The organism is Segatella copri (genome assembly GCF_019249765.2).
Classification (GTDB): Bacteria; Bacteroidota; Bacteroidia; order Bacteroidales; family Bacteroidaceae; genus Prevotella; species Prevotella copri_K.
The window spans coordinates 2,809,127-2,823,668 of sequence record NZ_CP152484.1 but is presented as its reverse complement, the minus strand read 5'-3'; the positions used below and the strand labels follow the sequence as shown (position 1 = coordinate 2,823,668).

The 14,542-nt window shown below is 39.2% G+C and carries 13 protein-coding genes; 8 read left to right on the top strand and 5 right to left on the bottom strand.

The genetic code is table 11. From position 1 onward, the window contains the following. Positions 1-2 precede the first annotated feature (2 nt). The 7 genes from KUA46_RS12040 to KUA46_RS12010 all read left to right on the top strand — a co-directional run bounded on the left by KUA46_RS12040 (position 3) and on the right by KUA46_RS12010 (position 9,279). Positions 3-1,478 (top strand): radical SAM/SPASM domain-containing protein, encoded by a 1,476-nt coding sequence (locus tag KUA46_RS12040; protein ID WP_217326898.1) that lies wholly within the window; start codon positions 3-5, stop codon positions 1,476-1,478. Further along, positions 1,478-3,898: an outer membrane beta-barrel protein gene (locus tag KUA46_RS12035; RefSeq protein ID WP_217326897.1), complete on the top strand. Its 2,421-nt coding sequence runs from the start codon at positions 1,478-1,480 to the stop codon at positions 3,896-3,898. Before KUA46_RS12040 ends, KUA46_RS12035 begins: the two co-directional genes overlap by 1 nt. Beyond that, positions 3,891-4,922 (top strand): hypothetical protein, encoded by a 1,032-nt coding sequence (locus KUA46_RS12030; RefSeq protein WP_217326896.1) that lies wholly within the window; start codon positions 3,891-3,893, stop codon positions 4,920-4,922. Before KUA46_RS12035 ends, KUA46_RS12030 begins: the two co-directional genes overlap by 8 nt. Beyond that, the gene (locus KUA46_RS12025) at positions 4,906-5,679 is read left to right on the top strand and encodes a hypothetical protein (protein WP_218487505.1); all 774 of its coding nucleotides are present in this window, start codon (positions 4,906-4,908) and stop codon (positions 5,677-5,679) included. Before KUA46_RS12030 ends, KUA46_RS12025 begins: the two co-directional genes overlap by 17 nt. A gap of 1 nt (position 5,680) precedes the next feature. Next, entirely contained in the window at positions 5,681-7,132 is a 1,452-nt protein-coding gene (locus tag KUA46_RS12020) for a beta-1,6-N-acetylglucosaminyltransferase (protein ID WP_217326894.1), read from the top strand. Continuing rightward, positions 7,119-7,244: a hypothetical protein gene (locus KUA46_RS12015; protein WP_256625071.1), complete on the top strand. Its 126-nt coding sequence runs from the start codon at positions 7,119-7,121 to the stop codon at positions 7,242-7,244. Before KUA46_RS12020 ends, KUA46_RS12015 begins: the two co-directional genes overlap by 14 nt. 145 nt (positions 7,245-7,389) lie before the next feature. Next, the gene (locus KUA46_RS12010; protein ID WP_218487506.1) at positions 7,390-9,279 is read left to right on the top strand and encodes a heparinase II/III domain-containing protein; all 1,890 of its coding nucleotides are present in this window, start codon (positions 7,390-7,392) and stop codon (positions 9,277-9,279) included. 399 nt (positions 9,280-9,678) lie between these two features. On the opposite strand, the gene KUA46_RS12005 is transcribed toward KUA46_RS12010, so the two are convergent. After that, positions 9,679-10,503, bottom strand: coding sequence for an IS3 family transposase (locus KUA46_RS12005; RefSeq protein ID WP_256625117.1), 825 nt, complete (start codon positions 10,501-10,503; stop codon positions 9,679-9,681). A 50-nt stretch (positions 10,504-10,553) separates the two neighbouring features. Continuing rightward, the gene (locus KUA46_RS12000) at positions 10,554-10,961 is read right to left on the bottom strand and encodes a hypothetical protein (protein ID WP_218487984.1); all 408 of its coding nucleotides are present in this window, start codon (positions 10,959-10,961) and stop codon (positions 10,554-10,556) included. A 57-nt stretch (positions 10,962-11,018) separates the two neighbouring features. Between KUA46_RS12000 and KUA46_RS11995 the strand changes: the two genes are divergently transcribed. Continuing rightward, the gene (locus KUA46_RS11995; protein ID WP_217326892.1) at positions 11,019-11,162 is read left to right on the top strand and encodes a hypothetical protein; all 144 of its coding nucleotides are present in this window, start codon (positions 11,019-11,021) and stop codon (positions 11,160-11,162) included. Positions 11,163-11,508: 346 nt separating this feature from the next. Here KUA46_RS11995 and KUA46_RS11990 read toward each other — a convergent pair whose 3' ends face one another. From KUA46_RS11990 to KUA46_RS11980, 3 genes are all read right to left on the bottom strand, one after another. Further along, positions 11,509-11,982: an RNase H family protein gene (locus tag KUA46_RS11990; RefSeq protein ID WP_153091509.1), complete on the bottom strand. Its 474-nt coding sequence runs from the start codon at positions 11,980-11,982 to the stop codon at positions 11,509-11,511. A 154-nt stretch (positions 11,983-12,136) separates the two neighbouring features. Further along, positions 12,137-13,957 (bottom strand): arginine--tRNA ligase, encoded by a 1,821-nt coding sequence (argS, locus tag KUA46_RS11985; RefSeq protein WP_218487947.1) that lies wholly within the window; start codon positions 13,955-13,957, stop codon positions 12,137-12,139. Positions 13,958-14,283: 326 nt separating this feature from the next. Then, positions 14,284-14,475: a hypothetical protein gene (locus KUA46_RS11980; RefSeq protein WP_118081417.1), complete on the bottom strand. Its 192-nt coding sequence runs from the start codon at positions 14,473-14,475 to the stop codon at positions 14,284-14,286. Positions 14,476-14,542 lie beyond the last annotated feature (67 nt).

Sequence of the window (14,542 nt, the reverse complement as noted above, 5' to 3'; positions counted from 1 at the left end):
CAATGGATTCATATCAGTTAAACCCTGATTACTTATTAAGGCAAGATGGGAATAGGGTAATACTTTACTCTAAGCGAGAGTTAAGCTATGGAGGGGAAGATTGGTTTACTTTTATCCATCCCTTTCAAGCTATGATGCTTTCATTTTTCGGAGGAGAAAGCCCTTTGGAGAATGAAATAGCTAGTTGTGCTCACTTCTTCAATATTCCTTTTGAGAAAATGCGCAAAATCATATTACCATTTGTAGAGAATAAGGAAATGGTTACTCTAAGGGATAAGCATGGGCATTGCGTGCTTTTCCCAAGAGAAATATTAGTTAAAAAGGCGCAGAATGTCAATAGGCAGCAGAATTATTGTGTAAACGATTTTAGATATATAGGTACTCCTAATTACAAACAAATTCGTTTAGATTATCCTGTCTATGTCAATATGGAACTTATTATGAAATGTTATACGGATTGCTGCTATTGTTATGCTAATCGTAAAGCATTTGGTAATAATTGTATGCCTACCCAAAAAGTCTTAGATTTCATTCAAGAATGTTATGACAATGGTGTGCTTGAGATGGACATTAATGGAGGAGAAGTTCTTTTACATCCAGGAATCTTTGATATTTTAAAAAAACTTATTGAATGCCACTATTCTCCACTCATATCCACAAAAATGCCTATCGGCAAGAAAGTAATAAACAGATTGAAAAGCATAGGTATACAACGAATGCAAATTTCTTTAGACTCTGTCAACAAAGAGACTTTGCATGCAATGCTTCATGTGGATATGAATTATCTGGAGCGAATGAAAGAAACTCTATCAAATTTGCAGGAAGCAAAGATGAGGACAAATATTAATGTAGTTATTACAAGATACAACTGTTCATGTGATAACCTACAGGAATTATTTGATTTTATAGCTCAATATGACAATATAAGAGAAATAAGAGTAAATCCTTGTGGTTATTCGTTATACAAAAATAATTTTCAAGAATTATCAGTAAAAGAAAAAGACTTCAAAGTTCTTGAGGCATTTATAAATAGCATAAAGCATAATTATCCGAAGTTGAATATCAATATTTCAGGATATGATGCTTCATATATGTATGATGCTTTATTTCGCAAGCAGCATTTTTGTGATAGAGCTTTATGTACAGGAAATGTTCGCAATGTAGTGTTGTTGCCAACGGGAGATATTACTATTTGTGAGGAATTGTATAGTCTTCCCCAGTTTGTGTTGGGAAATATCAATGATGCGTCATTGCGAGATATTTGGAATTCAGATAGGGCTATGGAGCTTTATAATTTTTCTCAAAAAGGAAAATCAGAAAGTCAATGTTATACTTGTAAAGAAAGAAATTCTTGTAGACAAGGCAAGGGCGTATGTTGGAAAACAATATTAATGGCGTATGGTATGGATAAATGGGACTTTCCTGACCCAAGATGCCCGAAAGCTCCAATCCCATATAATAAATTTTACTTAGAGTAATGAATAGAATATTTCTCATAATACTTAGTCTTGTCTTCTCTGTTGTCTATGTAGAAGCTCAAAGTACTTATCCTTGTGTCATAGATTCCAAGGACGGTTCTCCTATTCCGTCAGTGAGTCTGTTGTTTTTAGATTCATTACAAAATGTAACAGCAACAGGCATAACGGACATTCACGGAATGAGTGTAATTAAAGGAAATTATAAGAAAAATAGCAATTCCCTGCATTTGAGCTGTGTGGGGTATGTTAGTCGTTCCATCAGTCTTTTAGCCTTAAAAGACACAATTGCTTTGGAGCCGACTCATGTTAATCTCGAAAAAGTCGAGGTAGTGGCTATGCGTCCATTGATTAAGCTATCTCCTGGTATGTTTACTTATGAAGTGAGCAATGATTCTTCGGCACAAAATAAAAGTACTTTAGATGTAATGCATAAAGTTCCATTATTGATAGTTTCTGCCAATAACGGAATCAGTGCAGAGAATGGAAAAAGCATAGTATATGAGTTGAATGGTATGAGAGACCCTCTCCTTAAAGGGGATGTCATGACTATATTCCAAGCCTTGAAAGCTTCAAATCTGAAAAGAATTGAAGTTAATACTCAGCCAGGTTTGCAATATGGTTCAAACACCATAGTTGTAAATATTGTAACAAAAGGACATCTAGAAGGCTTGCTCGGAACCATTTATACAAGAGTGTCGGATGAAAGTATGTCTAATTCTATATTTGGGTTAACGAAAAATAAAAACTTTACTGTAAGTTTGAATTACCAAAACATTTGGGATTATGATCATTCACGAACAAATGAGTCTAAAGAAATAAGAGAGCAGAGTACTCTTTTTTATCAAACAGACAAGTATATTCATTTTGACGGATATAAATCCAATGCTCATAGTATAGAGTTTTCTTCCAGTTATGAAGCCAATAATACAACGTTGATAAATCTCTATGGCAGAGTTATATTGAGCAATTTCAGTAATCCACATGAGAATTCTCGTGAGGAGACCGTTACGTATCAGGAAAATGGTGCGCTTAGCTATTCTTATGTGAAAAAGAATCATAGATTGTTTAAAAATACAGAGTATGATGCGACCATAAGTTTTGAGCATAGTTTTGTCAAAAGCTACGTATTGAATGGAAAATTTTATTTAGGCTATAACTTTTACAATAGACCATATACCCAAACTACATCCTCTATATATGAGAAAATAGATACACTTGGTTTGGGAAATATGTCCTTTAATGCTTTCTATAATTATGTGGAAAAAGAAAAATCCAATATTCCAGTCCATACATTTGAAACAAGTTTTTGGCATAACATAAATAAGGCTCAAAGAATTACTTTAGGTGGAAAATTGGTGTTGCGTCCTCAGTCTAATGAGAGGAGTTTGCTAAAATCGTCATTAGCCAACAAACAGGAATTTCTTGGAAATGATGATTCTGCCTATAATCATACCCAACAAGTCGCAAATCTTTATGGCTCTTATGCGATTTCTTCAAGAAAATTAAAGCTGGACTTGGGCTTGCGCTATGAGTATCAAAAAGATAAATTGTTGCATTCTGACAGCAATCACAATCTCAGAAAGCATTTTAGTAATCTGCTCCCTTCATTAAGCTTTGCATATCAATGCTCTAATAACATGTCTATGGAATTGTCATATGACATGAATGTTTCACGTCCAAACATCTCGGTCTTGGATCCTTATGTTGATTATACAACTCCATTGCAGTTGACGTACGGCAATACAGATTTAAAGCCAGAGAATACCCATACAATAGATTTTACAATTAACCAGAGAATTAAGAGGTATACGCTCATTACCTCGTTAACTTATGCGACAACTGATCGCTTGATATTAAACTACCAATATACCGATAAGAGTATATTGCATAATACAACAGGCAATATTGGTAAGAAAAATGATTTGATGTTATACAACTCTTTGTCAGGAAGACTTTCTCGAAATGTATATGCACGGCTTATGCAATCAATAAGCTATGTGGATTACTCTGCACCAAAAATTGATTGTAAGCAGCATGGCTGGATTTATTTTGTAAAAGGTATTATGGAATACGAATTGCCTAAGGCCTGTTACCTTGACATAGAAGGCAGTTACCTTTCAAGAAGTATTTTGTTACAAGGAAGAGGATATGCCAAATATTTTTATAGTGTTTCTCTTTCAAAATACTTTTTTACTAATAAGCTGAGGTTAGTATTTTCTGCCGATAATTTCTTTAATATTCATAAGATAAATGAAACAGAAAAGGCAACAAACAATTATAATGTAAAATCGTATGACAAGTACTATAAAGCATCATTTATGTTTTCTGCCATATTGAGATTAGGAAAGCTGAAAGCACGAGTTAAGGAAACAGATAAAACAATACAACGAGACAATGATATAAAATATAACTATGATTAAGGATGATTTTACACAGGTTCTTTTAGGACAAATAGTTTCTGATGTAAATATGCATAATGTATATTTGCAACATGGACAATCTGGGTATTGTGCTTTTTATTTTTGGTTATCTCAAAAAGCTAAAGATGAAAACTACGAAACCCTTGCTGAAAAAATGCTTTTGAGAGTTACAAATAGTATAAAGCAACTTCCAACCGTTGATATTGAAAATGGTATAACTGGAATTGGTTTATTTGTTATGTGGCTTAATAAAAAAGGCTTTTTAACAGGAAAAGGACAGTCGTTCTTTGAAACTATAGAAGCGTATTTGTATAAGACTACTAATTTGGGAATAGATACCAATTCTGAAGTGATAGAATTGCATAATCTATTAGATGTGTTGGTATTTTTAACTGAAAGATTAGAGTTAGAGACTATAGAAGAGCCTTATAAGCAATTTCTAAAATTATGGTCTATTAAAATTATAGCCTATATACATCAAAGGGTTAATACAATATTGGCTGATGAACCATTACTTGCTGATGCTCATTACGACTTGGTTACTTTTTTGTATGTTTTGTTCAAATTACACAAACTAGGAGTATATACCTATTATTTGGAACGAATAATCAATGAGATTAGAATGGGTATTATAACAAGAATTCCCTATCTTCAGCAGAATAGGGCATACTTATATTATACACTTTGTCTGGTAAGTAAGGAATTCTCTTTGGGGAATGAGTGGGAGACATATATGCAATGGCTTAAGAGGTCATTTTCTATTAACGCAATAATAGTAAGTGAAATTAAAGATAATCAATTGTTTGGGCAATTAGGATTAATCAGATTATATTTCGCGTTAAAGTATTATATCAAAAATGGTATTGAAATCGAGATACCTTACGACTTGATTCTTAAAAAGATAAAGAGTTCTTCTTATTATAAGAACAAAACTAAGGTAGCCGAAGTTCCCAAAGGACTTGATGGTATACTTGGATTATATTTACTTTATATTAATATTGTTGAGTATGGAACAAAAGATTAACTTGTTGGAAATGTCTTTTCTTATTCCTGTAAGAATTGATTCTGTCGTTCGTTTAGAGAATTTACTAAAGTCCATAGAGTGCATTCTTCGAAATTTTGAAACAAATATTTATGTGTTGGAAGCTGCGCCTTATAACAATGGATTGCTGGAAAGACTTTTGCCTAAGGACATTAACTATTTTTTTGTGGAAGATAGAGACCCGATATTTTATAGAACTCATTATATTAATAGTCTTATTCGCAAAACTGCTACCAAATATATAGGAATTTGGGACTCTGACATTATTCTAGACTTTCCTCAAATAGTAAAAGCATATGAAGCTTTACAGTCTAATTATAAAATAGCATTTCCTTATGATGGGCGTTTTTTTGAAACGACCTCTATTATTAGAGAATTGTATATTGCTCAAAGTGATATAAGAATTTTGCAAAAAAGTGTACCACGGATGCTACTTCCTTATGGTCATTTGGCAAATGGAGGTGCTGTCTTTATAAACAGAGATGTTTATATAAAGGCAGGTATGGAAAATGAAAACTTTTATGGTTGGGCTCCAGAAGATGTTGAAAGAAAAGAAAGATTAGAAGTCCTTGGATATGAAGTTTATCGTTCGCAAGGTCCTTTGTTTCATCTTTCTCATCCAAGAGACATCAATGGAAAATATCGTTCTGATGAGCAGAAAAGATATGGGCTTTATTTGTTGGAGCAAACAAGATATAGTTCAAAAGACGAAATCATTAATTCTATAAAAGTGCAATGACATGAAGCATGGAGTATTGATAATTTGGCATAAGAATTTCAAGCAATTAAAGGAGCTGATTCTTTCTTTTAATGATTCTTTTCATATCTACGTTCATGTAGATAGAAAGGCATTGTTGACTCAAAAAGAATTGTCTTGGCTTGACTTATGCCCTATTGTTAAAGGTGTGTATAGAAAATATAAAGTAACTTGGGGAACATTTTCTTTGTTGAAAGCAGAATTGTTTTTAATGGAGAAAGCAATTGCTGACCCAGAAATAACTTACCTTCATATGATAAGCGGACAAGACTATCCGATTAAGAACATGACGGAAATTCTCCATTTCTTCGAACGGTATGAGGGAAAAGAGTTTATTCGAACAGAACAATTGCCTTATGAGGAATGGGAACGTGGAACTTATGAAAGGTTTCAATATTTCAGATTGAACTTTGTAACTTATTTCCCATGGGGTAATAAACTTTCTGATTTTATCATTTATTTACAGAAAATAATAGGGTTCAAAAGAAGAATCCCAGATCAATATGAGCATATTTATGGAGGTTCCAACTGGTTTTCCATTACGAAGCAGTGTGCTGAATATATAGTGTCACAAAAGAATAAAAGTTTTTATCGTAGACTTAAGTATACTTTTGCTCCAGAAGAAAGTTTCTTTGCAACAATTGTGATGAATTCTTCTATTGCCAAAAATGTAATAGATGACAACTTAAGATATATTGATTGGAGAGGAACGAAGGATGGTCATCCTAATGTTCTTGATCAATCAAATTGGTTTGGTATTATTACGAGCGATGCTATTTTCTGTAGAAAAATAGATGGAATTGAATCTGTACAAGTCAAAGATAACATAAAAAAATACCTACTTTGTGATGAGCGTGCCAACATTGATACTCAAAATGGTGCTTGGCGAACAAAATCAATAGTAGGACATTTTTTCGACAAGAGTTTAGCAAGGGAGCTATTAAGTTTATTATCTTTATTAAAAGTTAGAGATGTGGCAGATTTTGGATGTGGCCCAGGATGGTATACTTATCTTCTATATAAACAAGGTTATAAAGTGAATGGTTATGATGGAAATCCTCATGTAAAAGAGATGTCTTCGTTACTTTTTAATGATGGCTTCTATTGTCAATATGCTGATTTTACGCTTCCTATAAGTGTAAAAGAACCTTTTGAACTTATACTTTGTTTGGAAGTAGGTGAACATATTCCGCAAATATATGAAGATGTATTTATACAGAATTTAGTGAATAATTCTAAGAAATATATATTGTTAAGTTGGGCTATTCCTAATCAAAAAGGATGGGGGCACGTCAACTGCCACACAAATGAGTATGTCATAGAACGAATGAGGAAGTATGGATATCATTATAATTTATCAACTTCTGCTATTTTAAGAAAGGCTGCTTCTTTGTTTTGGTTTAAAGATACAATTATGTTTTTTGAAAGGCATTGATTCATTTGTTGTACGAAGATGTACTGTAGCTCTTGTCAAGATGATGAAGGATACTGACTATGATTATCTGCAGAGCCTTCTGGAACTGACAGCCAATTCTTTGAGGAAGTAATCTGTTCTAGGTGGATAAACAGAGGAAATTGTGAAACTCTCTCTCTTAAAATACCGCTTTACAGCGATTTTTTCTCTAGAATTATCTTTTTCTAGACTTCGGTCTTGTTATAATTTCGTAACTTTGTACGCAAAAAGTAAACGATATGACTAAGAAATTGATAATGATATTAGACTTGGTGCTTTCATCCATGTTGATGAAAGCCCAAGTTTTTTTTGTGCCTTTCCCGAAGGCTGGCGATAAGTATTGGCAGAAGCAGGTGCCTTTGGCGATGCGCAACGACTATATCCGGTTGGGCAATCTCTATCAGAAGAAACCTTGGAATGCCATTCCTAACTCGATGTTTGCCGAGTTCCGAACCAATGGTAACCGCACCCGATATGAGGAGGCTAGCTTCGGTATCAGAAAACAGTTTGTCTGTCTGGTGATGGCGGAAATCATGCAGGGCAGGGGACGGTTCCTGCCTTCCATCCGCAAGGGTCTACATTATTTTATAGAGAAGGAACCCTGGTGGGGAATACCGGCGCATTATCCGAAAGACCATCCTGAAAAGGATATCCAGCCTGTAGATCTCTTCAATGCTGAGACGGCAGGCATGCTTGCATGGACCCTCTATATGCTGGAAGATGAAATCAACAGGAAGGAAAAGGGACTCTGTGATCAGGTGAGAAGCGAGATAGATCGCCGATTCCTAAAGCCGGTATTGAATCAGCCGCAGGGCTGGAAGAACAATGCCAACAACTGGAATACCTGGATTACAGCCAACTGGTTGCAGACCGTATTGATCTGCGAACCCGATGCCAAGCTGCGGGATGCTGCCTTCAAGGGAGTGCAGCAATGTCTGCGAACCTTTATGAAGGGTTATCCCGATGATGGTGGTTGCGAGGAAGGTGTCAGCTATTGGGATTGTGCCGGAGCCTCGTTCTTCGAGTCGCTCTATTTCATGCAGTTTGCTCCTAAGCAGGCGGTTCTGACATTGAATGAAGCTCAGAAGAAGAAGGTGGAGAATATGGGCAGATTCATCACTACGATGTATATCAACGACCTTACCTTCGTGAATTTCTCGGATGCCCAGGCTCAGAATGTTCCGAATATCAACATCCTCTTCCCATACGGTGAGTTTTTACAGAATGAGCAGATGATGCAGTTGGCGGCTTATGTGGGCAAGAAATATCAGTATTCCCTCAAGCCTTCTACGCTCTTCCTGAAATCGGGCAACTATCCGAAGCTGGGCAGGGAACTGATGCTCCTCTCCATGTTGCCGAAGTGTCAGGCAACAGCGGCTGTAGAGCCTAAGACGGAAGATGCCTATCTGTTAAATTCCCAGATTATGGTGGCGAGCAACAAGAACTGGTTTGTGGCGGCGAAAGGCGGAAACAATGCCGAAAGCCATAACCACAATGATATCGGAAACTTCATCGTTTATCACAACAATCAGCCGGTGGTCATCGACCTGGGTCGTGATACTTATACTTCGAAGTCGTTTAGCAACCAGCGCTTCGAGCTGATGAACTGCCGTTCGGCTTATCACAATGTTCCTATCATCAATGGTCTGGAGCAGAAGGATGGCAGGAAGTATCGTGCCGAGAAAGTGAATCATGTCTTTGCAGATGGTGTTTCTTCCCTATCGTTGAATCTCGAAAAGGCTTATACCGAAGGAGCGCATGTGGAAAAATGGCAGCGTACCATCGCCCTGGACCGGGAATATAACTGGGTAGAAGTAACCGAGCAGTACAAGCTCGATTCCCTGCAGATAGAGAAGGACCGACTGAACGGTCAGGTTTTCGATAACCAGATTATCCTGATGTCGTATGGCAAGCCTGTGGTTCAGAAGGCAGGCAGAATCCTCCTTCAGGGCGGTTTGGTTCGTCTGGAATATGATGCGCAGTATCTCTCTGCATCAGTAGAAAAGGTGCAGATGACGGATGGCATCATGAAGACGCAATGGAAGGATAACGTTTATCGCATCATCTTGCGTCTGAATGATAATTATCCGATGGCGAAAGTGAAGTATCGGTTTGTAAATGCCAAGTAAATTCTGCTCGAAATGGTGTTTTTACCCCATTTCGAGCAAAATAGCGTGTATTAATGCAAGTGCTTACGATGGTCGATGCAGGTACTTACGATGGTCGATGCAGGTACTTACGATGGTCGATGCAGGTACTTACGATGATAGATGCAAGTACTTGCGATGATTGATGTGTCTTTAACTGAAAGTAGTGTACACCTTTCTTGTTCTACTTACTGGTTTACTATACACTAATTTTACTTTCTTACTAAAATACTATACACAATAAGAAAAGCCTTACTGAAATGGTTTACACGTCAATAATCTTTACATATGTGTTCTGACAACACCTCCTTTGCTGCAAAGTTAATATTTTTTATTGGTTCTACCAAAACAAAACTATGAAAAACACCACGGTGGTTTGCCTCACGGCTGGAGGCGTGAAGCCTCCAAAGAGTGTTTTTCCCTCATGGCTTTCGGTGTGAGCAACCCATTGCTATAGTGAAGTCGCTCTTCGTTATAGAATCGAACAATCCCTTCCATGATGCTTTTTAGGGCAGCCAAGTTCTTGGGACGTTTCATCCTATAAAGCCACTCTTGCTTGATGATACCGTTCACTCGTTCTGCAACGGCATTATCTGTTGGCTTGTAATCCTCTGTCATACTTATGCTTGCACCGATTTCCTTTAGGCGATTTACATATGCGTTGCAGCAGTATTGGGATCCCCTGTCAGAATGGTGTATCAGATACAGTAGGCTCTCTGCGTCTGCTTGTCGTATGGCCTGCTCTAAAGCTTCTTGCGTGTTGATGGCAAGTAAGGTGTCGGAAACAACCCAGCCTATGATCTCATGTGTGAAAGAATCTGTTATCAGATGAAGGTAGCAAACACCCTCATCTGTGTCCACATAGGTAATGTCTGCAACCCAAAGTTGGTTAGGTCTTGTAGGAGCAAACCCTTTAACCAAGTTCTTGTATTTTCGATAGTTATGGTTCGAATTCGTCGTGTGTCGGCGGCGCATCGGTGGAAGCATAAGTTGATGCGTACGCATCAACTTATAGAACTTGTCACGACCTACCATCTTGTCGGCAAATGTGCTCTTTAGCATCAAGAACAACTTGTAGGCACCGGTGCCAGGAGCTTGTTCGCGAATCTCTTTGATCACAGCCACCATCGTGGTCTCTTGTATGTCACGTTCCAGTCTCTTCTGCTTGCTAACAGAGTAATAACCTCCTCGCGTCTTGCCAAACAGTCCACTCAGGCAACCCAGAGATTGTTCCGGGTGTCTGAGTTGGAGGTTGTCTACTGCTTGGCGCCAGCTTTTTTTAGCAAGTCGATGCCATACTCTTCCTTACCAATCTTCAGAAGCTCTTGAAGGGCCTCATTACGAAGCTCTGAATACTGTAGAGCTTTGCGAAGGTTGCTCACTTCCTCTTGCAGCTTCTCCTCAGGAGTCTTTACCTGTGCTGCCTGTCTTAATTCATGTTTCTTGCGCATATCCATTACCTTTTGCATTGTTTCCTGCGACAAAGATAATGATTTTTCCGTTAAAACATATTGTCGAAGCCAATAAAGTACCGTCGTATGGGTTTTTATACCATATTTTTTTGCGACACCAAATGTTGACAAGCCATTCTCACACATGTCTGACAAGACTTTTAGTTTAAAGTCCAAGCTGTAAGTGTTTGGTACATTCTTTTTACTTTCCATTTTACTTTTTTAAGTTAAAATGGTGTACACTTTTTCTGTAGTAAGACATTCCGAGGGGTGAAGAGTATTCGGGCACTCTTCACCTACTCTTCACCACTCTTCACCCTTCAGTTCTGGCAGATTTGCAATCCTCCTATCTGTCTTTCGCATCTGTTTCCGTTCCTGAAGGTGAAGAGTGGTGAAGAGTGGGTGAAGAGATAAAAACAACTCTTCACCCCTCGGAATGCCGATAAACACAGGGGTTTCCGGCCGAAAGGTGAAGAGTGAAGAGTATTTTGATGATGGCTTCGTTTATTTCTTAAACAGTCTATCTAAAGGTGATGCTTACTGAATCAGCAAGAACAATCTGGGAGTTTGGTGGTCTCTTTGGTTAAGAATCTGTTGATTTCATTCTCAAATTGATCACGATGAGGACTTCCTATCTTGCCTATATGCTTATCTAATATATCTTCTTCTGTATAAAATCTCATATTATTTCTTTTAAAAAACAAGATTAATACTACTGTAAAATTACGAAAAGAATCCGAAGCGCTAAGGCTGAAAAAACTTATCCCTTTCTTCCGAAATCGGCTGGAATCTCGCCCCATTTCTTCGTTTCCCATTTTATAATAGGTATGTTGATGGGGTGGGTGCGGAGCCAGTTCTCGGCTCGGGCGATGACCTGATAGAGCTGCTCGGTCTGGGGAGTGCGCTCCAGTTTGGTCTTGCATTGTTTCTTGCTTACCCATAGCTGGGCATTCACGCTGTCGCTATAAATTATCTTGTCGGTAATGCCCTTCTGTTGCATCAGGGCGAGGGCGTGGACGATGGCGAGAAACTCGCCGATGTTGTTGGTGCCGTGGATAGGACCATAATGGAAAACCTGGGCACCGGTCTGAAGGTCGATGCATTGGTATTCCATCGGACCGGGATTGCCGGAACAGGCGGCATCCACAGCCCAGGCGTTGGCTACTACCTCGTTGGGTAGAGGCAAAACAGTATCGTTTCTCCATGAAGGAGGATTTACGGGCATTTTATTCATCTTTTTTCTTTTTGGGGTTGGAAAACAAAAAGGATTGGCTAAAACTGAAATGAGCATGCGCCTTGGAGTCGAGCTCCAGGGCCATGCTCATTATGTCAAATAGTCAATATTTTTTTTATTTTTAAATTGTAGGTTATTATATCTTATGTATATATTACATTCTTTCTGGAACCTCGATGCCGAGCAGAGACATACCGTTCTTCAAGATCTTAGCCACGTTGGCAGCAAGAACCAGACGGGTAATCTTCTCAGCCTCGCTCTCTGCATTCAGGATGCTGTAGTCGTGATAGAACTGGTTGAACTCCTTGGTCAACTCATAGCAGTAGTTAGCGATACCACCAGGGTTGTAGTTGTTGCCAGCATCGGCTACGGCTGTTGCAAAGTCGTTCATCTTCTGGATGAGGTCGATCTCCTTCTCGTTGATAGGAGCATCTGCACCCAACTCTGCAGGAATCTCGATGCCCTCGGCTGCTGCCTTGCGCATGATGCTGCGGATACGGGCATAGGTATACTGGATGAAAGGACCTGTGTTACCGTTGAAGTCGATACTCTCTTCTGGGTTGAAGAGCATGTTCTTGCGGGCATCTACCTTGAGGATGAAGTACTTCAACGCTCCGAGACCCACGATGCGTGAAATCTCCTGGCGCTCTTCCTCGCTCATGTCCTTGAACTTGCCGAGCTCATCGCTTGTCTGGCGAGCGTCCTTAATCATTTCTGCCATCAGGTCATCAGCATCTACTACGGTTCCTTCGCGGCTCTTCATCTTTCCGTTAGGCAACTCTACCATACCGTAAGAGAAGTGAACCAAGTCCTTACCCCACTTGAAACCGAGACGGTCGAGCAGGATAGAGAGTACCTGAAAGTGGTAGTTCTGCTCGTTACCTACTACGTAGATCATCTTGTCGATAGGGAAGTCCTTGAAACGGAGGTCGGCAGTACCGATGTCCTGAGTCATATAAACAGAGGTGCCGTCTGAACGGAGCAGGAGTTTCTGGTCGAGACCCTCGTTGGTGAGGTCAGCCCAAACAGAGTTATCATCCTTGCGGAAGAAGAGACCCTTCTCCAATCCTTCTTCTACCTTCTTCTTACCCTCGAGGTAAGTATTTGACTCATAATATATCTTGTCGAAACTTACACCCATCATCTTGTAAGTCTCATCGAAGCCAGCGTAAACCCAGTTGTTCATCTTCTGCCAGAGAGCACGTACCTTAGGGTCGTTGTTCTCCCACTTTACGAGCATCTCGTGAGCCTCCTTGATCAGCGGAGCCTCTACCTTAGCTTTCTCTGTGGCAGCTTCTTCGTCCATGCCCTCCTTCATGTACTGAGCCTTGATCTCTGCGATTTCCTCACGATAGTGCTTGTCGAAGGCTACATAGTAGTCACCGATGAGGTGGTCGCCCTTCTTGCCGGAAGTTTCAGGAGTTTCGCCATTGCCCCACTTGAGCCAGGCGAGCATAGACTTACAGATGTGGATACCACGGTCGTTAACGATATTTGTCTTGATTACCTTGTTGCCGTTAGCCTCCATAATCTGGGCCAATGACCAGCCGAGGAGGTTGTTGCGCACGTGACCGAGGTGGAGAGGCTTGTTGGTGTTAGGAGAAGAGTACTCGATCATAACGAGCGGACTGTTCTCAGTAACTGGCTTCTCACCAAACTTAGGGTCAGCGTTGATGGTGTTCAAGAGTCCTACCCAAGCGGCAGGAGCGATAGAAAGGTTGAGGAAACCCTTAACCACGTTGAAGTCTGCGATAACGTTAGCGCAGTTTTTCTTCAGGTATTCGCCGATTTCCTGTGCTGTATCCTCAGGCTTTTTCTTTGACATTTTGAGGAATGGGAATACGACGAGGGTAAGGTTACCTTCGAAATTACTCTTGGTCTTCTGCAGGGCTACCATCTTCTCAGGTACGTCCTGACCATAAAGCTCCTTCACCGCAGCGATGACCGAGCTGATGATTTCGTTTTCTATCTTCATTATTTAATATATCTTTTTTACCGGTAAAATTATCTTTTTAAACTGATTGAAGAGGGATTTGCAAGTTCCCTTTCCGTTTATGCGGCTGCAAATTTACAAATAATAATTGAATTGTGAAAGAAAAATTGCACATTCTTTTGTTTTTTGTCGCATTCTTTAGTTTTTTATTGCTTTTGCAACAGAAATGAAGTATTGCGGGGCTGTTGAAGACTGTCTTTAAAGGAAGAAAGAACAGGAAGTATAAATGGGAATAGGAGCAAAACCCCCGCAAAAAGGGTCTTTGCTCCTATTCTTATCTGTTGGTAGCTGAATATAACTTCCGTGATTTATCCCTCGAGGATAATTGATGCCACGTCTTCGGGCGAATTCCATAGGATTCCGTCTTGCAACTCGTCGTCGGTAAATCCGTTGAGTGCTTCCTGTGCTTCCCTTGGAGTAATGGCTGGAGTGCCGTCCTCGTTCTTAGCATCGAGTAAAGCCTGCAAGATGGCTGCTCTGTATTCTTCGATTGTCATCATAATTTTTATGTCGTTTCGTTGTTTATTTTATGATGGCAAAGGTAATGCATTTTTTTGGAAACACCAA